The organism is Paenibacillus sacheonensis (genome assembly GCF_009909195.1).
GTDB lineage: Bacteria > Bacillota > Bacilli > Paenibacillales > Paenibacillaceae > Paenibacillus_Z > Paenibacillus_Z sacheonensis.
Genome location: NZ_JAAAMU010000011.1, coordinates 2,501 through 28,529 on the forward strand (window position 1 = coordinate 2,501; position 26,029 = coordinate 28,529).

Annotated in this window: 22 protein-coding genes and 1 other RNA gene; 3 read left to right on the plus strand and 20 right to left on the minus strand. The window is 57.8% G+C overall.

From position 1 onward, the window contains the following. Positions 1 to 121 precede the first annotated feature (121 nt). From recR to rpoE, 12 genes are all read right to left on the minus strand, one after another. Positions 122 to 721: a recombination mediator RecR gene (gene recR, locus GT003_RS19720; RefSeq protein ID WP_161701011.1), complete on the minus strand. Its 600-nt coding sequence runs from the start codon at positions 719 to 721 to the stop codon at positions 122 to 124. Between the two features lie 29 nt (positions 722 to 750). Beyond that, positions 751 to 1,062, minus strand: coding sequence for a YbaB/EbfC family nucleoid-associated protein (locus GT003_RS19725; RefSeq protein WP_161701013.1), 312 nt, complete (start codon positions 1,060 to 1,062; stop codon positions 751 to 753). Between the two features lie 45 nt (positions 1,063 to 1,107). Continuing rightward, positions 1,108 to 2,889, minus strand: coding sequence for a DNA polymerase III subunit gamma/tau (gene dnaX / locus GT003_RS19730; RefSeq protein WP_161701016.1), 1,782 nt, complete (start codon positions 2,887 to 2,889; stop codon positions 1,108 to 1,110). Between the two features lie 241 nt (positions 2,890 to 3,130). Next, positions 3,131 to 3,395: signal recognition particle sRNA large type (ffs, locus tag GT003_RS19735), an RNA gene on the minus strand. A gap of 64 nt (positions 3,396 to 3,459) precedes the next feature. Beyond that, positions 3,460 to 3,846 (minus strand): hypothetical protein, encoded by a 387-nt coding sequence (locus GT003_RS19740; protein WP_161701018.1) that lies wholly within the window; start codon positions 3,844 to 3,846, stop codon positions 3,460 to 3,462. Between the two features lie 74 nt (positions 3,847 to 3,920). Next, a complete protein-coding gene (gene rpmE, locus GT003_RS19745; protein WP_161701020.1) occupies positions 3,921 to 4,118 on the minus strand; it encodes a 50S ribosomal protein L31 in 198 nt (65 codons plus the stop codon). Positions 4,119 to 4,246: 128 nt separating this feature from the next. Beyond that, on the minus strand, positions 4,247 to 5,506 hold the full coding sequence (locus GT003_RS19750) for a radical SAM family protein (RefSeq protein ID WP_161701022.1): 1,260 nt from the start codon (positions 5,504 to 5,506) through the stop codon (positions 4,247 to 4,249). Between the two features lie 36 nt (positions 5,507 to 5,542). Next, the gene (gene rho / locus GT003_RS19755; protein WP_161701024.1) at positions 5,543 to 6,943 is read right to left on the minus strand and encodes a transcription termination factor Rho; all 1,401 of its coding nucleotides are present in this window, start codon (positions 6,941 to 6,943) and stop codon (positions 5,543 to 5,545) included. 211 nt (positions 6,944 to 7,154) lie between these two features. Then, complete coding sequence (gene murA / locus GT003_RS19760; RefSeq protein ID WP_161701026.1) at positions 7,155 to 8,402, minus strand: UDP-N-acetylglucosamine 1-carboxyvinyltransferase; 1,248 nt, start codon at positions 8,400 to 8,402, stop codon at positions 7,155 to 7,157. Positions 8,403 to 8,712: 310 nt separating this feature from the next. Continuing rightward, entirely contained in the window at positions 8,713 to 9,111 is a 399-nt protein-coding gene (locus GT003_RS19765) for a response regulator (RefSeq protein ID WP_161701028.1), read from the minus strand. Positions 9,112 to 9,244: 133 nt separating this feature from the next. Beyond that, on the minus strand, positions 9,245 to 10,849 hold the full coding sequence (pyrG, locus tag GT003_RS19770; protein ID WP_161701030.1) for a CTP synthase: 1,605 nt from the start codon (positions 10,847 to 10,849) through the stop codon (positions 9,245 to 9,247). Between the two features lie 217 nt (positions 10,850 to 11,066). Then, positions 11,067 to 11,645, minus strand: a complete 579-nt coding sequence (gene rpoE / locus GT003_RS19775; RefSeq protein WP_161701032.1) for a DNA-directed RNA polymerase subunit delta — start codon at positions 11,643 to 11,645, stop codon at positions 11,067 to 11,069. 451 nt (positions 11,646 to 12,096) lie between these two features. Between rpoE and GT003_RS19780 the strand changes: the two genes are divergently transcribed. Beyond that, complete coding sequence (locus GT003_RS19780; protein ID WP_161701034.1) at positions 12,097 to 13,233, plus strand: S8 family peptidase; 1,137 nt, start codon at positions 12,097 to 12,099, stop codon at positions 13,231 to 13,233. Between the two features lie 81 nt (positions 13,234 to 13,314). Here the strand turns inward: GT003_RS19780 and argS are convergent, their stop codons facing one another. The 4 genes from argS to GT003_RS19800 all read right to left on the minus strand — a co-directional run bounded on the left by argS (position 13,315) and on the right by GT003_RS19800 (position 16,843). Beyond that, positions 13,315 to 14,994: an arginine--tRNA ligase gene (gene argS, locus GT003_RS19785; RefSeq protein WP_161701036.1), complete on the minus strand. Its 1,680-nt coding sequence runs from the start codon at positions 14,992 to 14,994 to the stop codon at positions 13,315 to 13,317. A 53-nt stretch (positions 14,995 to 15,047) separates the two neighbouring features. Beyond that, on the minus strand, positions 15,048 to 15,497 hold the full coding sequence (locus tag GT003_RS19790) for a YwiB family protein (protein WP_161701038.1): 450 nt from the start codon (positions 15,495 to 15,497) through the stop codon (positions 15,048 to 15,050). Between the two features lie 467 nt (positions 15,498 to 15,964). Then, positions 15,965 to 16,468: a DNA-deoxyinosine glycosylase gene (locus GT003_RS19795; protein ID WP_161701040.1), complete on the minus strand. Its 504-nt coding sequence runs from the start codon at positions 16,466 to 16,468 to the stop codon at positions 15,965 to 15,967. A 123-nt stretch (positions 16,469 to 16,591) separates the two neighbouring features. Continuing rightward, the gene (locus GT003_RS19800; protein ID WP_170312282.1) at positions 16,592 to 16,843 is read right to left on the minus strand and encodes a DUF7667 family protein; all 252 of its coding nucleotides are present in this window, start codon (positions 16,841 to 16,843) and stop codon (positions 16,592 to 16,594) included. A 351-nt stretch (positions 16,844 to 17,194) separates the two neighbouring features. Between GT003_RS19800 and GT003_RS19805 the strand changes: the two genes are divergently transcribed. After that, entirely contained in the window at positions 17,195 to 17,650 is a 456-nt protein-coding gene (locus GT003_RS19805; protein WP_161701042.1) for a GNAT family N-acetyltransferase, read from the plus strand. Between the two features lie 103 nt (positions 17,651 to 17,753). On the opposite strand, the gene speB is transcribed toward GT003_RS19805, so the two are convergent. Continuing rightward, complete coding sequence (speB, locus tag GT003_RS19810; RefSeq protein ID WP_161701044.1) at positions 17,754 to 18,623, minus strand: agmatinase; 870 nt, start codon at positions 18,621 to 18,623, stop codon at positions 17,754 to 17,756. Positions 18,624 to 18,757: 134 nt separating this feature from the next. Beyond that, the gene (gene speE, locus GT003_RS19815) at positions 18,758 to 19,585 is read right to left on the minus strand and encodes a polyamine aminopropyltransferase (RefSeq protein WP_161701045.1); all 828 of its coding nucleotides are present in this window, start codon (positions 19,583 to 19,585) and stop codon (positions 18,758 to 18,760) included. Positions 19,586 to 19,796: 211 nt separating this feature from the next. On the opposite strand from speE, the gene GT003_RS19820 reads away from it, so the two are divergent. Further along, the gene (locus tag GT003_RS19820) at positions 19,797 to 21,902 is read left to right on the plus strand and encodes a transglycosylase domain-containing protein (protein ID WP_161701047.1); all 2,106 of its coding nucleotides are present in this window, start codon (positions 19,797 to 19,799) and stop codon (positions 21,900 to 21,902) included. A gap of 445 nt (positions 21,903 to 22,347) precedes the next feature. On the opposite strand, the gene GT003_RS19825 is transcribed toward GT003_RS19820, so the two are convergent. Both GT003_RS19825 and GT003_RS19830 read right to left on the minus strand, forming a co-directional pair. Continuing rightward, on the minus strand, positions 22,348 to 24,141 hold the full coding sequence (locus tag GT003_RS19825) for an ABC transporter transmembrane domain-containing protein (RefSeq protein ID WP_161701049.1): 1,794 nt from the start codon (positions 24,139 to 24,141) through the stop codon (positions 22,348 to 22,350). Continuing rightward, positions 24,138 to 25,898, minus strand: coding sequence for an ABC transporter ATP-binding protein (locus tag GT003_RS19830; protein WP_239566001.1), 1,761 nt, complete (start codon positions 25,896 to 25,898; stop codon positions 24,138 to 24,140). The genes GT003_RS19825 and GT003_RS19830 overlap by 4 nt, the downstream gene beginning before the upstream one ends. Positions 25,899 to 26,029 lie beyond the last annotated feature (131 nt).

Here is a 26,029-nt window from a genome sequence, read left to right on the forward strand (position 1 = left end):
TGTATGAGGGTATGCTCGGGAATTAGAACAAGCCTTAATGCGATTGAAGATTGCCATACAAATTAAAAAGCCCCGCAGGAGAACTCTCCCACGGGACTCAAAAACATTTGATTCCATTAACTTAACCTAATTCTCTGCGGCCTTCCAATGCTTTGGACAACGTGACCTCATCCGCGTATTCGAGATCGCCGCCAACCGGCAATCCGTGGGCTATGCGCGTCACTTTAATACCGAAAGGCTTAACGAGTCGCGATAAGTACATCGCCGTCGCCTCTCCCTCGATATTCGGATTCGTCGCTAGAATCAGCTCCTGGACGGTCTCATCGCTAAGACGACGCAGCAGCTCGGCTATACGGATCTCGTCCGGGCCAATGCCCTCCATAGGCGATATCGCCCCTTGAAGCACATGATACTGCCCTTCAAACTCCTTCGTCCGCTCCATCGCAACCAAGTCCTTGGATTCCTGAACGACGCAAATGATCGATTGATCCCTGCTCTTATCCTGACAGATTCGGCATGGATCCGTGTCCGTAATATTACAGCAGACCGAGCAATAATGAAGGTTACGCTTGACGCTCACCAGCGCTTTCGCAAAATCGATGACGTCGTCTTCTTTCATCTTCAGCGTATGGAAGGCCAGTCTGCCCGCCGTCTTGGGACCGATGCCGGGCAATCGGCTGAAGGCATCTATAAGTTTGGCTATCGGTTCGGGATAATACAAAGCGCTTCTCCTCTATTCGTGAAACTAATTTAGAAAAGGCCCGGAATTTTCATGCCGCCCGTAAATTTGCCCATATCTTTGTTCGCGAGCTCATCCGCTTTGTTAAGCGCATCGTTGATGGCCGTCATGACGAGATCCTGCAGCATCTCGACATCTTCGGGATCCACCGCTTCCGGTTTGATCGTAATGCTTTGAACGTTCTTGTGGCCGTTAACGATTACGGTTACGACGCCGCCTCCGGCAGTTCCTTCAATGATCTTGGTTCCCAATTCTTCTTGGGCTTTCAGCATTTGCTCCTGCATTTTCTTCACTTGCTTCATCATATTGTTCATGTTGTTCATCGTTTGACCACTCCTTGAGTTAGTTGATGTCGTGTAACATTAGGCTCACTTATCTTCAATGACGACGAGATCCTCGCCAAAGAGCTTCACGGCTTCCTCCACCCATTCGGGTTCTGGAGGCGGGCCAGCCCGCTCATCTTCTTGCAGCAACGTTAACTCATCCGCCGGTGCCGGCCCTTTCTCGGCCGCCGTCTGCCACTCTTTCAGCATCACGGTAGCCAGGCGAACCGGGCGGTTATAAACTTCCTGCAGCACCTGTTCGATTACGTCGCGGTTGGCAGGTTTCTCGGTCGTCTCGCGGTGAATCGAGTTTTTGAACGCGACCAGGATCGTATTCTCCGCGGCCGAGACGGGGTCTCCGTTCACGAACCAAGCATGCGTGGAAATATTGTGTCCCTTCACGCGCTGCAAAATGTCCGCCCACTTCATCCGCACCTGGCCGGTCGCCTGACTCTCCGCCGCCGCGAGAAACGGATCTAGCTTCACGCGGGCGATAGAATTCCCCAATCCGCCTCCTGATCCGCTCTTGCCGAAGTTGTTCGAGCCGCGGCTGCCTCCGCCGCGAGCCGATCCTTGGTCTTGTGCGGCGCCGGCATCCGCCTTCAAGCCTGTTTGGATCAATTGCTCAATCCGGCGTTCCAGCGTGTCTATGCGTTGTTGGAGCCGCTGAATCTCGCCCCCCGATGACGATGCAGCAGCTTCTGATGAAACAGATCCATCGACAAGCCGCTGGCCGCCGGATTCTTGCAGCGTGCAAATTTTCATTAGCGCAACTTCGAAGATCGTCTGCGGCAGCGCGGCATGGCGAATTTCAAGCTGGTATTGATTAAGCACGTCAATCATGCGGAACAGAAGCTCCGAGCTGAAGGACGATGCCATCTGCCTGTATTTATCCTGATCCACGATGCGCTCCGTCGCTGCCTTGCCCTGCGGGGCCAGCTTCAGCACCAGCAAATCCCGGAAGTAGTAAACCAGATTCTCGAGGCACTTATCCGCGCTCTTGCCAGCCTGCATGAGCCCTTCTACCAGCGGCAGAATCGCACCGGCATTCCGGTCTCGGACTGCTTCCGCCAGCTGCTCAAACTGCTCGGCCGCCAAGCCGCCGGTCACATCCACCGCGTCGTTGAGCGAGATATGCTCGCCGCCGTAAGCGGATACTTGCTCAAGCAAGCTGATCGCGTCACGCATGCCGCCGTCCGAGAGCCTCGCTATGTAAGCAAGCGCATCCTCATCGGCCGAAATGCCCTCGTCGTCGCATATGCGGCGCAGGCGCGTTGTCTGTTCCGGGAGCGATACCTGCCGAAAATCAAAACGCTGACAGCGCGATATGATCGTCGCAGGCAGTTTATGCGGCTCCGTCGTGGCTAATATAAAGATCACGTGGGCCGGCGGTTCTTCGAGCGTCTTGAGAAGCGCGTTGAATGCCTCCGAAGTAAGCATGTGGACTTCATCAATAATATACACTTTCGTCCGAACTTCCGACGGGGCGTACCGGACTTTATCTCGGATATCCCGGATCTCGTCAATCCCGCGATTGGAAGCAGCGTCGATCTCTACGACGTCCATGACGGTGCCTGCCGTTATTCCACGGCATGCATCGCAGATATTGCAAGGTTCTGGCGATGGACCGCTCTCGCAGTTAATCGCCTTCGCTAATACTTTGGCCGTCGTCGTCTTGCCCGTTCCCCGCGGCCCGTTGAATAAGTAAGCATGCGAGACCCGATCCTCTCGGATCGCGTTCTGCAGCGTCTGAATAATATGCTGTTGGCCGACCATATCCTGGAACGTCTGCGGACGCCAGGCACGGTATAAAGCAATATGCGACATCGAGTCCGTTCCTTTCGGCTGTTGTCATCCACGGCCTGTACAGCTGACCGCTCTTCTATTATACACGATGCCGTCAACCAAAAAAACCGTTGCATGCACCGGAATTCGACCGCGTTCGAATGTTCGATTCTACTTTTTCGCGTTAGCCTGCCAAACTTCCTGCCGAATTTCCCCTAAAATCAAAAAACACCCTGCATGACTTCAAAGAGTCAATTCGGATGTTATCATTGATAAATCAGGACCGTGCACCTATCCTCGATTTAAGCGACATGAGCGGAAAGCTCACTCCCAGCTCTGGTCAAGCACTCCTCCGGCACATGGGCAAACTTGCTTATGGCTGCTTCCTTCCGGACCTGACCCGTTCACAAGCGCCCATTGCGGAGGACCCAACCGTCAACACTGTTCATGAACACCAGCCCCACACAGCAAAAACCTACGAAAGGAATTCAACCTCGCTACAGCGGATTGCGAGTTACAGGGCACCGCTACCTCCCCGTCTAGCACGGCAGAGATAAGTATAGCTTGTTCAATCCAAAAGTGCAACTGCCTATTCCCTGGAAGACGACACGGTCAACGCGCCATATTGACATGAACGTTGTATCGCGGCATGTTAAACTGCAGCACGGTGAGGGCTTCCGCTTTGACTCGCGCGCTGTCGAAGCCTTTCCTCGGCGTAACGGTCACAAACATGTCCGGAGCTCGAAATACAATCGACGCCTTGTCAACGCCCGGTATTTGCTTCAGCTTGCTTTGGGCGAAGTCGCCGTCCGTATCTTGATTCAGAAACTCCCCATTGCGGTTCGGAAGATGCGGATTGCTGTTGGATAAACCCATATAGCCGTCATGTCCGTATGACTTGGAGTTGTAATTGTTGGTCGCGTCCTTGTTCCCGCAGGCGGTTAGCGAGATGGCTGCCGCCAATGCGAGCGTGCCCAGCAGAACCCGTGAGCTTAACATAAAAAAACCTCCCTTTAACCAATAGGATGGCTGAGGGAGGTTCTTGTATTCTGCTAATTTCCGGCAGGAACGGATTAGATACCGTATTTCTTCTTGAATTTGTCGACGCGACCGCCGGCATCCAGGAACTTTTGCTTACCCGTGAAGAATGGGTGGCAGTTGGAGCAAATCTCTACGCGAAGGTTCTGTTTGATCGAACCAGACTCGAAAGTGTTGCCGCAAGCGCAAGTTACTGAAGTGACGTGGTATGTCGGATGAATACCTTGCTTCATCTCGTTCACCTCTTTCTGCCCTGGATCACAGGCGGACCCAGAGTTCTATAAAGACAACTTCGATTATAGCATGGCTATTCCTTTGGCGCAATGCCTTCCATCACTCGGCCAACGTAACGAAAAGTTGGTCAAAAAGGCTGCTTGATCGGCGCCGGAGGCACGTGGGTGTAGGATCCGATAACGACGTCCGGCAGCTCGTCGGCGAAGATTTCCAGCATTTGCTTCATGCCGTAGATTTCCCCCTGCGCCTTCGGAATGAGCTCCAAATAGCTCTCCGGATCAATATTGAGGTTGCGCATCTGGATCAGCTTGAGGCCTGTCCGTTTCACGAAACCCAGCATCGCCTCGATCTCCTCTTCGCGGTCGGTGACGCCCGGGAAGATCAAATAGTTGATCGACGTGTAGACGCCTTTGTCCGTCGCATAGCGAAGCGATTTCTCGACGTTGGCCAGGTTGTAGCCGCGCGGCTTGTAATACGCATTGTAGTGATCGTCGAGCGCGCTGATGGTGCTGACGCGCATCAGATTGAGTCCGGCATCCACGATGCCGCGGATATGATCCGTTAATCCGGCATTCGTGTTGATGTTGATATAACCCATCGATGTCCGGCTGCGCACCTCGCGCATGGCATCGATGATAATCTTGGCCTGCGTGGAAGGCTCGCCTTCGCAGCCTTGGCCGAAACTGATTATGGAATCCGGCGCATTCAAATGTTCCAGCATGACGTCCACGAGTTCCTGCACCGTCGGTTTGAAGTTCATCCGTGTCTGCGGAGCAGGGAACCCGCTGTCGTCCGGTTGTTCGGAAATACAGCCATAGCAGCCGGCGTTGCACGAGAACGAGACCGGCACGGCGCCTTCCCAGCGCTGCAGGAACGTGTTGGACGCGGTCAAGCACTCATAGCCGAGCGCGCAATTCGAAAGATGTTGATAAAGACGGTTCTCCGGATACTTCGCCAGCAGGCGCTCGACGCCTACATTCAGCTCCTTCGGATCGCAGTTAAGCGGATTCCAACGCTCCGGGTCATCGCATTTCTGCGCGGCGACGTAAAATCCGCCATCCTTCCATACGACGGCCGAGTAGCCGAACAGCGGAAGCTTCTGCGTCTTGTCCGTCTTCATATAGCCGGGAATGCACAACCGGGTGTAGCCCTGCGGCAGCAGCGCGCCGACAGCCTGATACTGGCCGGGCAGGGGTCGCATGTCGCCGGAAGCCGCATGGATGCCGATGGGACGCGTATGCGGCAAGCCAACCATCGTCGCGCCGTCCGGCAGCGGAATCAGCTCGTCTTCCATCAGCTCCACGACCATGTCGCCGCTGCGGCCAAGCGCAATCCAATCGGGATGATCGAACAAGTTGCCTTGTTCGTCAGCATATACGAGATTCATGATGCACCTCCTAAAACAAACTTGCTTTTATATAATCTAAGTTACCGTAGTCGAACGCGATGCGGGACGCCGCTGAACGCTGCTCTCGCTGCTTCCGGAGCTGCTTCTGTTACTGCTGCTGCCGGCGCTGCTTCTGCCGCTGCCGGACGTTCCCGTGCCCTGCCGGGTTCTCGTCGCCGGAGGCGTAACGCCTGACGTGTCGAGGGACATGAGGAATTCCTCGTTGGTCTTCGTGTCCGCCAGCTTCTTGAGGAAACCGTCGATGAATTCAATGGAATCGTTCATATTCTTGCGAATACTCCACACTTTATCCAATTGCTCCTTGGTTAACAGCATCTCTTCGCGGCGCGTACCCGAACGGCGGATATCGAGCGCGGGGAAGATTCGGCGATCAGCCAGCTTCCGGTCAAGATGCAGTTCCATATTACCCGTACCTTTAAACTCTTCATAAATGATGTCATCCATACGGGATCCCGTCTCGATGAGCGCGGTTGCCAGGATCGTCAGGCTTCCGCCTTCCTCCACGTTGCGCGCGGAGCCGAAGAAACGCTTCGGACGATGGAATGCGGCAGGATCGATACCGCCGCTGAGCGTCCGGCCGGACGCAGGTACGACCAGGTTGTACGCACGCGCAAGCCGCGTAATGCTGTCCAGCAAAATCACAACGTCTTTCTTATGCTCGACGAGCCGCAATGCGCGTTCCAGCACCAGCTCTGCCACTTTGACGTGATTTTCGGGCAGCTCGTCGAACGTCGAAGCTACGACTTCGCCCTTCACCGAACGCGACATATCCGTCACTTCCTCCGGACGTTCATCGATCAGCAGTACGATCAACTCGATCTCAGGGTTGTTGGTGGCGATGCTGTTCGCGATTTCCTTGATCAGCTGCGTCTTGCCGGCTTTGGGCGGCGCGACGATCAGTCCGCGTTGTCCAAGCCCGACAGGGGCAAGCAAATCCATGATACGCGTCGAAAGTTTGGGCTGGGCGGTTTCGAGAACGAGTTTCTTCTCGGGATAGAGAGGAGTCAGGGCCGGAAAATGAAGACGTTCTGCAGCATGTTCGGGGCTTTCGCCGTTAACGGCATTGACCTGCAAGAGACCGAAATAACGTTCGTTTTCTTTGGGAGCCCGGCACTTGCCGGATACGACATCCCCGATGCGGAGATCGAACTTGCGGATTTGCGAGGCCGAAATGTAGATATCCTCGGTGCTAGGCAAGTAGTTGATGGGTCTTAGGAAGCCGAAGCCCTCCGGTAAAATTTCGAGTACGCCTTGCATAAACATGAGTCCGCTTTGTTCCGCTTGCGCGCGCAGGATCGCAAATATCAATTCTCTCTTCTTCAACTGGCCATAGCCTTGAATCTGATGCTGCTTGGCCAGCTTGTAAAGCTCCGTGAGCTTCATCACTTCGAGATCGGTGATCTGAAGTTCAGACATAATATCACCACTTCTTATCAAGGTTCAAGAAGACTCGGCAGTCGCCGGTCTCATGACGGCGAAGCTTTCTTCCCATAGAAACGCAAACTAAAGGATCGACTTGGACAGGGTCAGGGATTACAAAGAAGGCCAAGCCTATTCCATCATTGCCGGAATCGGCCCTCTCTATTCGGGCCGACGACGCATCTGATAGAAAAATAGAGTCCCGGCGTTATTCGCGCCAAACATCGGCGCCAAGCATGCGCAAATTCTCGACTAAGTTATCATAGCCGCGGTCAATGTATTCAACGCCCGTAATCTCCGTCACGCCGTCGTCTACCGTAAGCGCGGCAACGACGAGCGCGGCTCCGGCGCGCAAATCGGCAGCGCGGACCTTGGCAGCGTTAAGCTTGCCGCCTTCAATGATGGCCGAACGGCCTTCCACCCGAATGTTGGCGCCCATGCGCGACAATTCAGGCACATGCTTGAATCGGCTGCTGTACACGTAATCGCTCAATATGCTGACGCCTGCCGCTTGGGTGAGCAGGCTTGTCATCGGAGATTGCAAATCCGTCGCAAAACCGGGGTATACCAGGGCTTTCACGTCGATCGCTTCGTAGGACGGCTGCCCGACGATGCGAATGGATTCATCCATTTCGTAGACGTGGACGCCCATTTCTTGCAGCTTGGCCGTCATGGCTTCCATATGCTTCGGGATAACATTGTCGATCAACATATCGCCGCGCGTTGCAGCGGCCATAATCATGTACGTACCTGCTTGGATCCGGTCGGGAATGATAGAGTGGCGGCAGCCGTGCATCCGTTCGACGCCTTCGATGCGAATCGTCTCGGTGCCGGCCCCTTTGATTTTCGCGCCCATGGCGTTAAGAAGCGTAGCTACATCTATGATTTCAGGCTCTTTCGCCGCGTTTTCGATGATTGTGAAGCCTTTGGCCCGCGAGGCCGCCAGCATGATATTGATCGTCGCTCCGACACTGACAACATCCAAATAAATTTTGGCACCGCGTAATTCCTTCGCAACGATACGGATAGAACCGTGATCGTTCGTTACCGTCGCGCCAAGCGCTTCAAAGCCTTTAATATGCTGATCGATAGGACGAGGCTCGAAATTGCAGCCCCCCGGCAAGCCGATCGTTGCTTCGCCGAAACGTCCGAGCATGGCGCCCATCAGATAATAGGAGGCGCGGAGCAGCTTTACTTTGCCGTTCGGCATCGGTTTGGATACCATGGCCGAAGGATCGATGACAATGGAATCTCCGCTCCATTCCACGACACCGCCAAGTTCCTCCAAAATCTCGCTGTAAACCGCCACATCGCTGAGATGAGGCAGATTATCGAGCGTCACCGTCGATTCCGCCAAGATAGAGGCGGGCAAAAGCGCAACGGCGCTGTTCTTCGCACCGCTGATTTGCACGGTGCCGCGCAGCGGGCGACCGCCGCGAATCATCAATTTTTCCATCGGTATTCGTTATCCTCCCATCCGGTGAGAGCAAGGGAACAAACAGCCGATAATGCCATAAAGCAAGCGCTCCATCTCTCAAAGCGATCTTGAAGGACGGGGCGCCTGCTTCTCTCGCGCATTGCGCAGCTGTATAATTCCTTTGACTATCGGAAGTTACGCTTGGGTGTTCATGTCGATCCTGCCTTACGCAGCGGCGATAGACAAGCGAATCGCGCACCCGGTCATTATACCACATCCAACTTTCGTTTGGTACAAGTCCTGGCAATCCCCGGATACGCGCAGCGCAAAAAAAAGAGGGACCCCGTAATCAGGATCCCACTGCATACCAGCCGCCGGACTCTCCTCCGCGCAGCTGCAAATTGACCGCCATCCGCATCTCGTCAATGTCGAACGGTTTCGTAAAGTGCATCAGCGCACCATGGTCAGTCGCTTCTTTAATCATGTCGAGCTCGCCGTACGCCGTCATCATGATGACCTTGATGTCTTTGTTGATCGCTTTGACATGCTTCAAAATCTCAAGCCCGTCCATACCGGGAATCTTCATATCGAGCAAGACCAGATCCGGAGACTCGTTCCGGACGATCTCGAGCGCCATCTTGCCGTTCGGCGCCTGAAACGTGGTGTACCCTTCGCTGCTGAACACTTCCATGAGCAAAATACGAATGCCGTTCTGATCATCGACTATCAAGACTTTCTTGTTTTCCAACTTGAAACCCTCCTAGGAATGCACGACGATCAATCGCCACGATTGGTTTAAAATCCAATAATGGCATAATTTCGCTTCCGCGCATCCATATTCCTGCTTAGCTGGAAAAAAACTTTAAGTCTTACAGCGTGTGTTAGCTCTCTGCCAATTCTAGCGCGGCGCGCACGAATCCGCGGAAGAGCGGCTGCGGCCGGTTAGGACGCGACGTGAATTCAGGATGGAACTGCACCGCAAGGAACCACGGATGCGTTGGAAGTTCCACCATCTCCACGAGGCGCCCATCCGGCGAGGTACCCGTGATTTTGAGTCCGGCGGATTCGATCGTCTCCCGGTATTCGTTGTTGAACTCGTACCGGTGACGGTGACGCTCGTAAACAAGCTCGTCGTTATATTCGCGCTCTGCCAGCGATCCCGGCGTCAGCTTGCACGGATAGAGGCCCAGGCGCATCGTGCCGCCCATGTCTTCGATATCCTTCTGCTCGGGCAGCAGGTCGATGACCGGATAAGGCGTAAGCGGATTGATCTCCGAGCTGTTCGCGTCCGTAAGCGCGGTTACGTTGCGCGCGTATTCGATTACGGCCACCTGCATGCCGAGGCAAATGCCGAAGAACGGCACGTTGTTCTCGCGCGCATGGCGGATCGCGACGATTTTGCCTTCGATGCCGCGGTCTCCGAAGCCGCCCGGAACCAGAATGCCGTGGATGCCCTGCAGCTTATCGGCCACGTTCTGATCCGTCAGCTCTTCCGCGTTCACCCAGCGCAATTTCACGTCCGCGTCGGCATCGAAGCCGGCGTGGCTGAGCGATTCTACGATACTGAGGTATGCATCGTGCAGCGCCACGTACTTCCCGACAATAGCGATTTCCGTCGTTCGGGAAAGCTGCTTGACGCGGCGAACGAGGTCTTCCCACTCCGTCATGTCCGGTGCGGGCGTGTTCAGCTTCAGATGATTCACGACGATCTCGTCCAAACCTTCGTCGCGCAGATTAAGAGGAACCTCATAGAGCGTAGAAGCATCGCGGCATTCCACGACGGCATTCTCGTCGATATCGCAGAACAAGGCAATCTTGCGTTTCATATCTTCGGCAAGCGGATACTCCGTCCGGCAAACGATAACGTTCGGCTGGATCCCGATACTTCTCAGTTCTTTTACGCTGTGCTGCGTCGGCTTCGTCTTCACTTCGCCGGCCGCTTTGATATAAGGAATCAGCGTGACATGGATGTACATGACATTCTCACGGCCGATGTCGCTTTTGATTTGACGGATAGCTTCAAGGAACGGAAGGCTCTCGATATCGCCGACCGTACCGCCGATCTCGGTAATCACGACGTCCGAGCCGGTCTCTTTGCCCGCGCGGAATACGCGTTCCTTGATTTCGTTCGTGATATGAGGAATGACTTGCACGGTACCACCCAGGTATTCGCCGCGGCGTTCCTTCGTGATGACCGACGAATAGATTTTGCCCGTCGTTACGTTGCTGTTCTTGGACAGGTTGATGTCGATGAAACGCTCGTAGTGGCCCAAGTCCAGATCCGTCTCCGCGCCGTCATCCGTCACGAATACCTCGCCATGTTGATACGGACTCATGGTTCCCGGGTCGACGTTGATGTACGGATCGAACTTCTGAATCGTCACTTTAAGACCGCGGTTCTTGAGCAAGCGCCCGAGCGAAGCTGCCGTTATGCCCTTGCCAAGCGATGAAACGACACCGCCTGTTACGAAAATGTACTTAGTCACTGATAATACCCTCCAACGCCTGTATGGTTATGATATAGGTTCTCCCAATTCCATCAGAAAAATGGTCCATAAAAAAGAAAAAAGTGACACCCGTATAAACGGGGCACTTTCTAATTTTGGCTTATACCTTATGTCCGAACTTGAAGCCCAAACAATATCTTAACAACTGAGAAACCGCCTGTCAAGGAAACTTGAGCAGGCGGCCGAGGCCTTCGTTTTACTTGTCGTCGTCGTCCTCTTCGTCTTCGTCCAAACCGTCTTCGTCTTCGTCTTCCTCGCCGGATTCCGCGCCCTCTGCGTCTTCGTCAACGCTCTCTTCTTCGGATTCCTCGTCGTCGATCAGCACTTCTTCGTCGACTTCTGCCTCTTCTTCGGCTTCGTCGAAAATCTCCTGATCTTCGTCGTACGAATCGAAATCGTCGTCTTCCGCCGCGTACGTATCTTCTTCCTCGTCCACGTAAGCATCGTCGTCGTCGTCTTCGTCGTTAATGATACGGGAACGCTTCGCGTTGCCGACCGGATCTTCGTTGCGTTCGACAGGGTACCAGCGTTTAAGCCCCCACATGTTGCTGCCGACGCATGCGAATCGGCCGTCGATGTTGATCTCTGTATATACTTGCGCAATCACTTGGTTGATTTGCTCTTGGGACAGGCCCCGGATCTTGGCGATTTCCATCATGATGTCGCGATAGTAAAACGGCGTGTTCGCCGCTTTAAGCAATTCGAATGCCAGGTCAACCATGGGCATTTCCTTGACGCGTTCCGGATCGATTTTCAAGACGATCTCGCTGCTCATTTCGGACACTTCCTCTCATGTCAAATTGCCTGCCGATTGCAAGCAATACATTATCAAACTATAGTAAAACCTATTTTATCTCAAAAAGCAAGCCGTCCCCGCCGCTCGAACAAAGATGGAATGAAACGCTCCTCTCGCAGAGGACCGAGAAGGGCCGTCCCACCGAAAAGCAGCGGCGTACGGGAGCCTCGGTATCGGCTTGCAAGAACGATTACAAAAAAGAAAAAGCGGAAGGGATCCCTCCGCTTTGACTGTATCCTTCCGGACCGCGGCGTTCGCCGGTATCCGGTACAAGAGTCCGGTAAGGACTCTTGGTCTATACTATGTCCCCGTGCGGCGAATGACACGGTTTGCAGCCTAATTATGCGAAAAAAGGCAAGTTGCTTATACAGCTTGTTGCCCTTCTTCATACAATACTGCAGCATGATTCGCCATGGAGGGGAAGCCAAATTTGGACAGATCCGCAATTCTCCGCCTGTTGCACAGCGCGACGTCACCCTCAGCATCCGCGGCCAAGCGCCGAATCGTCCGCTTCTGGCATCACAGCGACTACGAACGTTTCCTGCTCGAATGGTCGAACTTCGACATGCCCAGCGAGGACGCCTCGGAAGCCGTTCGGCATTTGCCCTCCATAGAAGCCTTCTCTCTCCCCGTCACGAGCGAATTGCTGGCCATCGCGCCCGCGAACGGCATTTGGATGGAGAATGACCCCTGCGTGTCGGTCCACGCTACCGTGCACAAGCCGGTCGCCCGCGAGAAAGGCATTCCGTGGGGCGTGCAGGAAATCAAAGCGCCGCTGGCTTGGAGCACCACGACGGGACACCGCGTCAAGGTCGGCGTCATCGATACCGGCGTCGATTTCAGTCACCCCGATCTGAAGCAGTCGCTCGGACGGGGAATCAATTTATTGAACCGGGGCTCCCTGCCGCATGACGATAACGGCCATGGCACGCATATCGCCGGCACCATCGCCGCCGCCAATCAGCTGCACGGCATGATCGGCGTCGCGCCGCGGGCCACCGTGCATCCGGTCAAGGCGTTCGACCACAACGGCAGCGCCTTCGTCTCCGACATCGTGCTCGGCATCGACTGGTGCGTGCGCAGCGGCATGGATATCGTCAACATGAGCTTCGGCATGAAAACGCGCAGCAAATCGCTCCTGACCGCCGTCAACAACGCCTACAACGCCGGCGTCATCATCGTCGCGTCCTCCGGCAACGACGGCAAGCGCAAGTCCATCGATTATCCTGCCCGGTATCCGCAAACGATCGCGGTCGGCGCAACCAATCGCCTGCGCCGGATCGCGCCGTTCAGCAACCGCGGCATGCACATCGACGTCTACGCGCCCGGCGACAAGATTCTTTCGTCATGGCTGCGCGGCAAGTACAACGAAATGAGCGGCACTTCGATGGCCACCTCCCATGTCAGCGGCGCCATCGCGCTGCTTCTCGCCCATCGCCCCGGGTTGACGCCGACGGACATCAAGGCGGTCGTCAAGCGATCGATGCTGCCTTTGCGAGGCACGAAAACGCCCCGTTTGACCGGGGAGCTGGATGTCTTGCGCATGCTCCAGGCCGTGGAACGATAAGTTCCGCGGCCTGGTTCGCGTGACGGGGCTGTGCAGCGCGGGGCGGCGAAGCTCCCTGCCGCGGCTGCGCGGGCCATGGAACTACATGCGCTCCGGCGCGGATACGCCGACGAGCTTGAGCACGTTCGCGATGGCGATGCGGGCTGCGCCGAGCAGCGCGAAGCGCGCTTGGGTCTGCGCCGCGTCCTCGGTAATCACGCGGTCCGCGCGGTAATAGCTGTGGAACAGCGACGCCAGCTCGTATACATAGCGGATCAGGCGATGCGGCGCATACTGCCCCGCGGCTTCCGCGATTTCGAGCGGCAGCTCGCCGATCTTGCGAAGCAGGTCGAACTCGTGCTCCGTCGCCAGCTTGCTCAGATCCACCTCGTTCAGCGGCAGCACGGCAATGCCCTGCTCCTCCGCTTGGCGGAAGATGCTGCAGATCCGCGCGTGGGCGTACTGGACGTAGAAGACCGGATTCTCGTTGGACGTCGAGATCGCCAGGTCCATATCGAAATCCAGATGCGAATCCATGCTGCGCATCGTGAAGAAATATCGGATGGCGTCCGTGCCGACCTCTTCCGTCAGATCTTCCATCGTGACGGCCTTGCCGGTCCGCTTGGACATCTTGACCTTCTCGCCGTTCTGGAACAGGCTGACCATCTGCGCGATCAGCACGACGAGCTTCTGGGAATCGTTGCCGAGCGCCTCCATCGCCGCTTTCACGCGCGGAATGTAGCCGTGGTGATCGGCGCCCCAAATGTTGATCATCTTGTCGAAGCCGCGGCCGAATTTGTCGCGGTGATACGCGATGTCCGGCGTCAAATACGTGTACGAACCGTCATTCTTCACAAGCACGCGGTTCTTGTCGTCGCCGTAGGCCATCGTGTTCAGCCAGGTCGCGCCCTCTTCCTCGTAAACTTGGCCGCGCTCGCGAAGCGCCTCGAGCGCCTGCACGACTTGGCCCGTCTCATAGAGAGACGTCTCGCTGAACCAGACGTCGAACCCGACGCGGAATTCGCTTAGGTCGCGTTTGATCTTGGCAAGCTCGCGCGTGAGTCCGTAGTCGCGGAAGAAATTGAAGCGTTCCTCGTCGGACAGCGACAGCAGCCGATCGCCTTCGGATGCGGCCAGCTCCTTCGCAAACCCGACGATATCCTCGCCATGGTAACCGTCCTCCGGCATGGAAGCCTCCAGGCCAAGCGCTTGTTTATACCGCGCTTCGATGGAGAGCGCCAGGTTCGCGACCTGCTTGCCCGCGTCGTTGATGTAATATTCCCGCGTGACGTCGTAGCCCGCGAAATCGAGCAGGTTGCAGAGTGCGTCGCCGACGGCGGCGCCGCGGGCATGGCCGAGATGCAAACTGCCGGTCGGATTCGCGCTGACGTACTCCACTTGGACGCGTTGTCCGCCGCCGGCGCCAATGCGGCCGTAATCGGCGCCCTGCTCCGCCGTCTGGGCGATGACCGGATACAGGAAGCTGCGGTCCAGACGGAAGTTAATAAAGCCGGGTCCTGCGATTTCCGCGCTTTGGATGGACGCCTTGGCCGTATCCAGATGCGCAATGATCGCCTCCGCAATCTGGCGCGGGTTCTTCTTGGCCAGCTTCGTCAGCTGCATGGCGGCATTCGAGGCCAGGTCGCCGTGCGCCTTCTCCTTCGGCACTTCCAGCACGAAGACCGGAAGCTCTTCGCGCGCAGCCAATCCGGCCGCGACGACCGCATCGGCGATCGCTTCTTTCACTTGCAGATGAAGCTGTTCAATGACACTTGGTTTCATATCGAATCATATCCCCCTATTCATAGTAAGCCTTGCGGCCGATCAAACGTCTCTCATCGTTCCTCCGCGCGCAGCCGGATGACGAAGCTGCCGATCTCGTCGTCGCCGACAAGCAGCTTATAATGCCATTCCAGCAGTAGCGGCAAGGTCGGCAGCAGCTTATCCTCGCTCGGTCCGGCTTTGGACAAGTCGCCGAACTGCACCCAGAGCAGGCTCGTTTCCGTCTCCAGCCCAAACGACGCATGCTTGGACTCGTATTTCCCGCCCCTGCGGACGCCGGCCATGAACGTCTGCTCGGACTCCACGGCACCTCGGCGGGTTACGCTAAGTTCGCCGTCGCGCCAGCGGACGATCGTCCGCACTTCGCTGCCGTCCTCGGTCTCCGCGTACTTCAGGAAGAACGCGTTCCCCTTGCGGTACCATTCGCCGTCGATATGATTGAGCTGCGCTTCGCCATCGATGTCGCTCTCCAGCGTGATCCTTACTTTTGCCTTATCGTTCATCGCCCTGGTCTCCCGTCCTCTTCATTCTCCTGTCCCCACTATATCAGGCGGACCTGCAATTTCAAATGGCGGGCCAAGCCGGCCTGAATAACCCGAACAACAAGAAAACCCCCGTCTCAATAAAGAGACGGAGGTGAATATCCGCGGTACCACTCTTCTGGCCAGCGCGCTCCCGCAGAAAAAGCGATATGCGCGTAACCTCTCGAACACGATAACGGGGTGACCGGATCGGCCTAGCGCGGCGGTTCGTCGGGCGAGTTCAGTCTGCCTGTCTTGCAACAGAAGCAATCGCCGTAGCCGTATTCAGTCGATCAACTCCCGGGTGCGTTTCCCTTGCCCCGCTGCGCCGGCTTCCACCATCCCGGCTCGCTGCTGTCAGCGCCTTGCAAGCTACTATCCCGTTCATCGTATGTGGCTGTTATTTTCCCTATTATATGCGACCTCGCAAAAATTGCAAGCGGCAATCGTCATTTCAAAAACGGAAGCAGCACGCGCCAGGCTTCGATCCGGTCGGCGGTCGTCCGCATCGTTCTCGTCGGGATCGGGCTCGTGGACGGCAGCTTCAGCTTGTCCAGCCCCGCCGCGGCGGGATGGTTCTTGAAATATTTCATGAACGTGTCATGCGACTTGGCGCCGTTGAAAATCAAGGCCCGCACGCTCGGATGATCCGCCAGCAAGCCCGGCAGGTCGTTAGGCACTTCCGCGCGGATATTGGCATCCAGGCTGCCCACGCGCTCGCAGGACGCGATGACGTCCCACATCGCGATGCCGTGCGCGGCCGCGAACGCGAGCCGATCCTCGTAGGACTCGTCCGGTTCCAGGCCGAACAATCCGTAAAGCACCCGCCACATATGGTTGCGGGGATTGCCATAATATTGGTTCGCGGCGATGGACGCCTCGCCAGGCATGCTGCCCAGCACCAGCACCGTCGCCCCCTCCCGGATCATCGGCGGGAATGATTGAACGCGCATGGGGAATCGCCTCCTCTATCCTCCGAGCTTACCCGGGGAGGGCACCCATTGCAAGCCGCGCAGCAGCACAGACGTGGCCATGCCTACGGCCTGTCCAGCAGCGGGACTCGCGCCTGCACCGCGCTACAACTGGGGCGAGCCCGGCGGAAGACCGCTCAGCTTCTCCAGCCGGCGGCAAATTTCATGCTGCCACTCTACGTCTCCAACCATCGATGCAGCCAGCGAAAGGTTGTGCAGATTGGCGAGTTGTCTAATATGCATGGCATTCACCGCGAGGCAGTGCTCGAAGTCCGCCTGCTCTTCCCCGGTCAGGTGCCGCCCCCCGCGAATCGTCCACAGCTCCGCGAGCCGTTCATGTATCGGCAATATGGTCATGCTCCGCGCCTCCCTCTATCGTCTCACACTACTAACCAGTATGACCAAAAAAGAAAGCTTCCAAGCGCCGTCCGAGCGACTTTCCGAGACAACCGCGGTCATTCAGGGAGGAATACCCGCTCTGCTTCTATTTTACAGCGGTCATGCGCGCTCGGTACCTTGACCTTGAAAATTGGAACGGGCCGTAAACGCGAATTCCGCAGATGGCATGCCGCGCTTCGCCCCACCTCCCGGCTAAGCGCCCCACCTCCCGCAGCCGCGTCACGTTGTGCCCGCGCGGGCATGACCTTTATACTCATTCTATAGGTTAACGAACGCGCTGCTTGCACCGCGGCATTGGAGGAGATCGTCTTGGAAATAATCGTGGATGAGTTGACTGGCCCCGAAATTACAGCCCTGATCCGGGAGCATCTGAAGGGGATGTTCGAGAGTTCCCCGCCGGAGAGCGTACATGCCCTCGATCTGACGGGATTGAAGCAGCCGGAGATTACGTTCTGGAGCGCTTGGGACCAAGGAGAGCTGATGGGCTGCGGAGCATTGAAGGAACTGGACGCATCGCACGGCGAGATCAAGTCCATGCGCACGGCCGCCGGCCATCTCCGGAAAGGCGTCGCGCGCCGTCTCCTGGCGCATATCATCGAGGAAGCCAAGCGGCGCGGCTATTCGCGGCTCAGCCTGGAGACGGGTTCCATGGCTGCTTTCGATCCGGCAAAGCGCCTCTACGTCGGCTTCGGCTTCCAAGAATGCGGCCCGTTCTCGAGCTACGCGCCGGATCCCAACAGCCTGTTTATGACGTTGGAGCTGTAGGGGCCGTGGGTTGAACTATGGGTGAATTGTGGCAGGACTCGCTTTCGCACAACAAAAAAACGCCGCGGCCGTGCATTTCGCACGGACTGCGGCGTTTTTTGCTTTATTTGATGAAACCAAGCAGCATCTCGCGGATGATTTTCGCCGCGACGATCTGCGTTTGTTCGGTCGGATCGTAGGCAGGCGCCACCTCTACGAGGTCGCAGCCGATGACATTGACGCCGGAACGGGCGATCGCGTGTACCGCGTCGATCAGTTCCTTGGACGTGATGCCGCCGGCTTCCGCCGTGCCCGTGCCCGGTGCCGCCGAAGGATCCAGCACGTCGATGTCGATCGTCAGGTAGACGGGACGGCCGGCGAGCTCGGGCAGCACTTTCTTGAGCGGCTCCAGCACTTCGAACGGATGGAAGTTAATGTTCTCGCGGGCAAACTGCCATTCCTCGCGCGAACCGGAACGGATCCCGAATTGGTAGACGTTCTTGCCGCCGATCAGGCCTGCCGCCTTGCGAAGCGGCGTCGAGTGCGACAACGGCTCGCCTTCGTAAGACTCGCGCAGGTCGGCATGGGCGTCGAAATGAATGATCGCCATGTCCGGGTATTTCTTGTACACCTCTTGGAAAATCGGCCACGAGCACAGATGCTCGCCGCCGAGACCGACCGGCATTTTGCCGTCCTCCAGCACGCCGGCCACGAACTCGCCGATAATGTCGAGCGAGCGCGCCGCGTTGCCGAACGGCAGCAGCAGATCGCCGGCATCGAAATAGTCGATATCTTCAAGACTGCGATCCAAGTACGGGCTGTACTCTTCCAGGCCGATCGACACCTCGCGGATACGAGGCGGGCCGAAGCGCGAGCCCGGGCGGAACGATACGGTGAAGTCCATCGGCATGCCGTAAATGACCGCTTTGGACGCGTTATAGTCTTCCGAGCTCAGAATGAACACATTGCCGGAATATTTTTGATCGAGTTTCATAGTCGCTAATGTTCCTTTCCTATTCGAGCAGACTTGCTGCCAAGTCTTATCTGGTCAAGCAGACTTGTTGCCAAGTCTTATCTGTTCAACCGGACTTATTTTCAAGTCTAATCTGGTCGAGTCCTAGTCTTATCTTACTTCACGAGATCTTCGACGAATTTCGGCAGTACGAACGCCGCTTTGTGCAGGCGCGGGGAGTAGTACTTGGTGTCGATCTCCGGAATGGCGGACTCGTCGACCTCGAGCGGATCGTATTTTTTGCTGCCCATCGTAAACGTCCACAGGCCGCTCGGGTACGTCGGCACGTTCGCCCAGAAGACGCGCACGATCGGGAATACTTCCTTCACGTCGCGGTTAACGCTCGAGATCAGGTCCGGCGTGAACCATGGGTTGTCCGTCTGCGCGACGAAGATGCCGTCTTCCTTCAGCGAGTCGTAGATGCCTTGGTAGAAGCCGCGCGTGAACAGGTTGACCGCAGGGCCTACCGGCTCCGTGGAATCGACCATGACGACGTCGTACTCGTTCTTGTGGTCGTGAATATGCATGAAGCCGTCGTTCACGATCACTTCGACGCGTGGATCGTCCAGGCCGCACGCGATGTTCGGCAGGTACTTCTTGGAATACTCGATTACTTTGCCGTCGATGTCGACAAGAACGGCTTTCTCCACGCTCGGGTGCTTCAGGATTTCACGGATAACGCCGCCGTCGCCGCCGCCCACGACAAGCACTTTGCGCGGGTTCGGGTGCGTGTAGAGCACGGGGTGCGCCACCATTTCATGATAGACGAACTCGTCCTTGTCGGTCGTCATGACCATGCCGTCCAGCACGAGCATCGTGCCGAACTCTTCGGTTTCGATCATATCGAGCTTTTGAAATTCCGTCTGCTCGCTCACGTACGTTTCTTTGACTTTGGCCGTAATGCCGTAACTCGGGGTTTGCTTCTCCGTGTACCACAGTTCCATCGGTTAATCCCTGCTTTCGTGTATGTATGGTTGCCATTGATTCATAAGGTCAAATGTTTCAATCTGTATTATAAGTTAACGGGGGGAAAAAGCAACCTTCTGCCATTCCTGCACAAAAATTTCATATCCCGCCGCCACTCGCTTGAATAGCGCAGTCCAATGTTTTCCATACTAGTTGGATAGCTTAGGTAATCACGAGGAGGCATCAGGTATGAGCTGGTATCGTATCAAGCAGAGCGGCCGCGGGAAACGCCGGCCGCCGTTCGCCATTGCAGCCGAGCGTTGGATGCCGCTGCTCCGCCGTTTGCGCAAGGGGCTGATCTACGCGGGCGGTACGCTGCTCGTGCTGTTCATGGCAGCATTCGGCTTTCTCTATTATTTGCGCGTGCAGGCGCTGCCTGCTTCATCGATCAGCCAAACGTCCCAAATGCTGGACGCGCAGGGACATATCATGGATACGTTTCACGCCGGAGAGAACCGGCAGTCCGTGCCGCTCGCGAACATCTCGCCGTATCTCGTGGAAGCGACGCTCGCCATCGAGGACCAGCGCTTCTTCGACCATCTCGGCTTCGATATGAAAGGCATGGCCCGCGCGGCGCTCGTCAACCTGGAGCATCTCTCGCGCCGGCAGGGCGCCAGCACGCTGACCCAGCAGCTCGCGCGCAACCTGTATCTCACGCATGAGCGGACCTGGTCGCGGAAGCTGAAGGAAGCCATGTACACGATCCAACTGGAGATGCACTACTCCAAGGATGAGATTCTGTCCATGTACTTGAACCAAATCTATTACGGCCACGGTGCTTACGGCGCCGAAGCGGCCTCCGAGCTATATTACGGCAAGCATGCCTCGGAGCTGACGCTCGCGGAGAGCGCGATGCTCGCGGGCATCCCGAAGGGGCCCAAATATTATTCGCCTTATATGGATATGAAAAACGCCAAAGACCGGCAGCGGACGATTCTGCAGACGATGGCGGACCAAGGCATGATCCAGGGTACCGACGCCAAGGCGGCCGGCGCGGAAATGCTGAGCTTCGTCCCGCTCGGCACGAGCAAGCAGGCCGGCATCGCGCCCTACTTCCGCGACTACGTGCGGTACGTGGCCGTCGATAAGCTCGGCATCGACGAGCGGCTGCTGAGCGAAGGCGGCATCCGCATCTACACGACGCTGGATCCCGAGGCGCAGCGCGCCGCGGAGAACGCCGTCGCCGCCGGTATTCCGAGCACGTCGGAGCAGCAGGCCGCGCTCATCTCCATCGATCCGCGCAGCGGGTACATCAAAGCGATGGTCGGCGGACGCGACTATAAGACGAACCAGTATAACCGCGTGTTCGCGACGACGCGCCAGCCCGGCTCGTCGTTCAAACCGATCCTGTACCTGACGGCGCTGCAGCAGGGATCCCTGACGCCGGTGTCCCAGTTCAAAAGCGCGCCGACCGTCTTCACCTACGACGAAGGGCGCAAGACGTACGCGCCGAGCAATTACAACAACAAGTACGTAAACGGCCTCATCGACATGCGGCAGGCCATCGCGTCCTCCGACAATATCTATGCGGTCAATTCCATCATGAAGGTCGGTCCCGAGAACGTCATCGACATGGCGCGGAAGCTCGGCATCGACAGCCCCATGCAGCCGCTGCCGTCGCTCGCGCTCGGCACGTTCCCCGTCAGCCCGTTCGAGATGGCCTCCGCGTTCGGCACGTTCGCGAACGGCGGCGTGCGGTTCGAGCCGACGGCGATCCTCCGGATCGAGGACAGCAAGGGCGAGGTGCTCTACGAAGCGAAGCCGGCAGCGGTCTCCGTCGTCGACGCGGCGCATGCGTACGTGCTGACGAGCATGATGGAGAGCGTGTTCGATACTGGCGGCACGGGCAACCGCGTCTCCGCGACGATCAAACGTCCCGTTGCCGGCAAGACGGGCACGACCTCGACCGACGCCTGGCTCGTCGGCTATACGCCGGAGCTGGCTACGGCAGTCTGGGTCGGCTATGACAAGGGACGCAAGCTGACGCCTCTCGAGGCGCACCGCGCGGCGCCGATCTTCGCCTCGTACACGGAGAACGCGCTGTCCGCGGTGCCGCCGAAGATTTTCCCGCTTCCGGAGGGCGTCGTCTCCGTCTACGTCGATCCCGAGACCGGCAAGCTGGCCGGGAAAACCTGCCCGAACCGGCGGCTGGAATCGTTCGTCAGCGGCACGCAGCCGACCTTGGTCTGCGGCGCGCACGGCGACTCGGCGGCATCCGCAGGCGGCGACGGCGACGCGAAAGCGGAACAGACGAAGAGCTGGTGGAAGCAGTTGAAGCGCTGGTGGGCGGATTAAACGCTCGTGCGGATACGACTTGGCCACAACACGGACACGACGTGGGCACGAAACGGGCCTGGCGTGGACATATCTATAGCAGAAGAAGGCTGCAAGCGGCGAACCGCTTGCAGCCTTCTTCTGCTTTTCCCTAACGGGAGGCGAACCGATGACGACCGTTCCCGTAATAGGCTGCAGCGCAGCCGTCAGCATGTTGGGATCAATGCCGTAAATGGCGTGAAACACCTCGGAGTATCGCGATCGTCGTCTGACGCGGGGCAGTCCGACAATTCGGTACGGCCATGCTGGGTAGCCGGCGGATGTGACGAGCCCGGCAAGCTTGACGAACCTAGCGAACTCGTCGTTCCCCGCCGGCTCTGCGATCCTGAGTATCACAAAAGACTGCAGGCGGGATCACGCCTGCAGTCTTCTTCTCATTCGCGAACCTATGAACTCGATCGCTCCATTAATCCTGCTGCACGCGGCCGTCCTTGCCCCGCTCGTCCCCGTACCACAGCTCTCGGAACGTCTCGCTCGCGGCCAGCAGCTCGTCGACCGTGCCTTCGGATTCGATGCGGCCGTCTTTCATGACGATGATATGGTCGGCATGCGCAAGCGCGGCGCGGCGATGGGAGACGACGAGGCAAGCGGCGTTCCCGCGGCTCGCAAAGATCCGTTCCCACAGCTTCTGCTCCGTCTCCACGTCGAGCGCGCTGGAGACGTCGTCGAACACGTACAGCTCCGCTTCCCGCACGAGCATCCGCGCCGCCGCCGCCCGCTGCATCTGACCCCCGGACAGCTTGACGCCACGGGGACCGACCACCGTCTCCAGCCCCTGCTGCAGGTGGGCAACGTCGTACTCCATGACGGAATCATGGACCGCCCTCGCCAGTTCGCCGTCATTGTCCCGGTGGCCCAGCAAGATATTGTTGCGCAGCGTATCGCTGTACAATCTCGGAATTTGCGCGGAGTACGCGCTTTGCGCCGGCGTGAAGAACGTACCGGGTTCCTCGACCGGCTTCCCGTTCCAGGTAATCGTCCCTTCGTCCTTCGGCAATAGGCCGAGCAGCGTGCGGACGAGCGTCGTCTTGCCCGAGCCGATGGCGCCCGTCACGACGGTGAACGATCCGCCCTCCAGTCTCAGCCCCACGTTCTCGATGCCCCGGCCTGTATCGGGGAACCGATAGCTGAGGCCCGTAACTTCCAATGCCCGAAGCGGCTCACGGGCGACGGCAGGGTCCGAAGCTTCCGCCGCGGGCCGGCTGCCCTTGGCGAGCACCAGCTTTCCTCGCCTCGTCAGCACGCCGGCGGCCGCGCCTTGCAGCAGCTCCGTCATCCGCGCCAATGCGACGGTCATCTGTTTGAAATACGTCATGAACTTGCCTACGTTGGATATGACCTGCGTGACGAACGTCAAGTAGTAGACGAACAGCGAGAAGTCCCCTACCGTGAAGCTTCCGCCGCGCATTTTGGCCCCCGCCAGCAGAAGAATCAACCCGATTCCCAGATTCACGGAATTCGTGAAGACGGTATCCAGCGTTTCGCCGAGCAGCTTGTCTTTGAGCATCGTTTTGCGACGGTCTTCATTAAATCGTCTGAACCGTTCGATGACGCGGTCCTCCGCGCCTGCCACCTGGATCGCCTGCACGTTGCCGAACATTTCGCTGATCGCGCCGGTCACGCGGGCCGTCGACTCCCGGCTGGCTGCCCGGTATTTCTGCAGCCGCGTGGTCGCGAGCTGCGCCACAGTCACGACGAGCACGAGCGGCAGGAAGACGAGCAGCGTCATCTGCACGTCGATCTTCAGCAGAATGTAGCTCGATACGATCGCGAAGCAGGTCAGGCCGAACACGTCCACCGACCAGCTGACGGCCTCTTCGGTCTGATCCACGTCGTCGCGGAAGTAGCTGATCGCTTCGCCCGGCGATACGGGAATGGCCCGCGCGCCGGGCTGCTTCAGCACATGGCCGAGCAGATTCCGCCGCAGGATCATCGACATGCGGAAGCGATACTGCACGTCGGTGATGCAGCCGACGTAAATCATGGCGACGCGCGCCAGCGCGGCCGCGAGCAGCAGCGCGATAATGCCCCATGTGCCGATCTTGAGGCTATCGCTGCCGGTCAGCGAGTCGAAGAATTGCTGCGTAATGAGGCCGGGCGCGATCGGGATCAGGTAAATAACCGTCCACGCCAGCGCATTTCCCACATACAGCAGCGGGCGGAGCATAATGAGCCTGCGCAGGAATTGAAACGTCGTCATGCCAGCACCTCCTCGAGTCCCGTCGCCAGCATCGCGCTGAACCGGGATTCCGGATCGGCCGCAAGCGCCTCGCGGCGGCCCGATTCGATAACGACGCCGTCCTCCAGGATCGCGATCCGGTCGGCCCGCTGCACCGTCGCCAAGCGATGCGCGATGATGATGCAGGAACGGTTGGCGAGCAGCCTGCCGATCGCTTCTTCGATCCGCTGTTCGGTCAGGGGATCGAGCCGGGACGACGCTTCGTCCATGATGATGAGCCCCGGGTCCGTCAAGAACACGCGGGCGAAGGCCAGCAGCTGCGCCTCGCCCGCGGACAGGCTGCCGCCTCCGGAGGCGAGCATCGTGTCCAGCCCTTGCGGCATGGAAGCGTACCAGCTTCCCAATCCGAGCTGCTCCAGCACCTCGACGATCTTCGCATCGGGCACGGAATCATCGTACAGCGTCAAATTATCGCGGATCGTGCCTTCCATGATCTCGATGTTTTGCGTGACCATGGCGACCCGTTTGCGCAGACCGCTCAGCTTGCACTGCCGAATGTCGGTGCCTCCGAGGCGGATCGCGCCTTCCTGCGGATCGTAGAAACGAAGCAGCAGCCTCGCGATCGTCGATTTGCCGCTGCCGGTCCGGCCAAGCAGCCCGAGCACCTCTCCCGGCGCCAGCTGCAGCCGAAGGCCGCTAAGCGTCGGATCGCCGCTATGATCCTCGTACGAGAACGTCACATCGTCGAACGCTACCGCCAGCGGTCCTTCAGGCAGCGGCGCGCCGGGACCGTCCTCGATGGAGGAGCGCGTCTCGAACAGCGTCCGTATGCGCGAGATGCTGGCGTCCGCCTTTTGCAAATCTTCCATCTGCGTCCGGATCTTCTCGATCGGCTTCGCCAGCAGCTCCGTATAGAAGAAGATCAAAAACACCGTCCCGAGCGTGATCGCATCCGTCTTCCATAAATACGCGCTGATCGCGAACGCCATCGCATTGCCGAGCGTGAAGACGACGATGGTCGTGTTCCACATGGAGGCGAAGCCTAGAAAGGCCCGCAGTCTCACGCGCAGCATATTCGGCAGCATATTATAGAAGCGGCCCATTACGAAGCCCGACGCGCCGTTGGCCCGAATATCCTCCGTGCCTTCCAGCTGCTCGCCGATGAAGCCGTACAGCTCCGCGCTCGCCTGCCGCCAATCCTTCCAGAACGGCCCGTTGAACTTGCGGATCTGCTGGATAACGAACACCGCGGCGATGACGAAGAGCGTCATGCCCGCGCCGATCAGCCAGCTCTCCCGGAACAGCAGCACGATAATGCCGACCATGAGCAGGAAGTTGCCGATCAGATGGATAATCATGCTGGAGAAGAAATTCGCCAGCGCATTCACGTCCCCGTCCACGCGCTCGATCAGGGCGCCCGACGTCTGCGACTTATGGAAAGGCATATCGAGCGACAGGCAGTGCGCCGCAAGATCGCTGCGCAGCGCGTTCGTCGTCTTCCAGCCGAGATTCTCGCTGAAGTATGTAGCCAGTACCGATATTCCACCCTGTACGACGGAGAACCCGATAAACAGGGCCGCGGCAAGAAGAAGCGGCTTCAAATCGCTGCCCGATTGGGCCGAGTCGATAAAATACCGGATGATCTGCGGATTAACGAGCTGCAGCCCGATCGTCAGGACGAGCAGTGCCGCAAGCAGCCACAGCGTGTTTTTTTGAGGCAGCAAATAACGCCTGAGCATGTCGGCGTAGGGGGAGCGGCCTTTCGATTGCCGGTTCATTGTAGATCCTCCCGATTTCTTGAGATTCCAATGACTATACCATAGAAGCCCGTTCGCCGAACAGAGGGTTCTTACGCTTAATTTGCACGTCGCGCCGGAGCCTCATGCTATGATGTCTGGAACAGAAAGCG

Bases quoted from the DNA above. Each gene is read 5' to 3' on its own strand.
- GT003_RS19725 (WP_161701013.1), bottom strand. From the start codon at position 1,062: ATGAACAACATGAACAATATGATGAAGCAAGTGAAGAAAATGCAGGAG.
- GT003_RS19795 (WP_161701040.1), bottom strand. From the start codon at position 16,468: ATGCGCGTTCAATCATTCCCGCCGATGATCCGGGAGGGGGCGACGGTG.
- speB (WP_161701044.1), bottom strand. From the start codon at position 18,623: ATGAAACTCGATCAAAAATATTCCGGCAATGTGTTCATTCTGAGCTCG.
- GT003_RS19750 (WP_161701022.1), bottom strand. From the start codon at position 5,506: ATGAATCTCGTATATGCTGACGAACAAGGCAACTTGTTCGATCATCCC.
- argS (WP_161701036.1), bottom strand. From the start codon at position 14,994: ATGAAACCAAGTGTCATTGAACAGCTTCATCTGCAAGTGAAAGAAGCG.
- rpoE (WP_161701032.1), bottom strand. From the start codon at position 11,645: ATGAGCAGCGAGATCGTCTTGAAAATCGATCCGGAACGCGTCAAGGAA.
- GT003_RS19825 (WP_161701049.1), bottom strand. From the start codon at position 24,141: ATGACGACGTTTCAATTCCTGCGCAGGCTCATTATGCTCCGCCCGCTG.
- rpmE (WP_161701020.1), bottom strand. From the start codon at position 4,118: ATGAAGCAAGGTATTCATCCGACATACCACGTCACTTCAGTAACTTGC.
- rho (WP_161701024.1), bottom strand. From the start codon at position 6,943: ATGTCTGAACTTCAGATCACCGATCTCGAAGTGATGAAGCTCACGGAG.
- dnaX (WP_161701016.1), bottom strand. From the start codon at position 2,889: ATGTCGCATATTGCTTTATACCGTGCCTGGCGTCCGCAGACGTTCCAG.
- GT003_RS19820 (WP_161701047.1), top strand. From the start codon at position 19,797: ATGAGCTGGTATCGTATCAAGCAGAGCGGCCGCGGGAAACGCCGGCCG.
- murA (WP_161701026.1), bottom strand. From the start codon at position 8,402: ATGGAAAAATTGATGATTCGCGGCGGTCGCCCGCTGCGCGGCACCGTG.
- speE (WP_161701045.1), bottom strand. From the start codon at position 19,585: ATGGAACTGTGGTACACGGAGAAGCAAACCCCGAGTTACGGCATTACG.
- GT003_RS19790 (WP_161701038.1), bottom strand. From the start codon at position 15,497: ATGAACGATAAGGCAAAAGTAAGGATCACGCTGGAGAGCGACATCGAT.
- GT003_RS19740 (WP_161701018.1), bottom strand. From the start codon at position 3,846: ATGTTAAGCTCACGGGTTCTGCTGGGCACGCTCGCATTGGCGGCAGCC.
- GT003_RS19800 (WP_170312282.1), bottom strand. From the start codon at position 16,843: ATGACCATATTGCCGATACATGAACGGCTCGCGGAGCTGTGGACGATT.
- GT003_RS19830 (WP_239566001.1), bottom strand. From the start codon at position 25,898: ATGAACCGGCAATCGAAAGGCCGCTCCCCCTACGCCGACATGCTCAGG.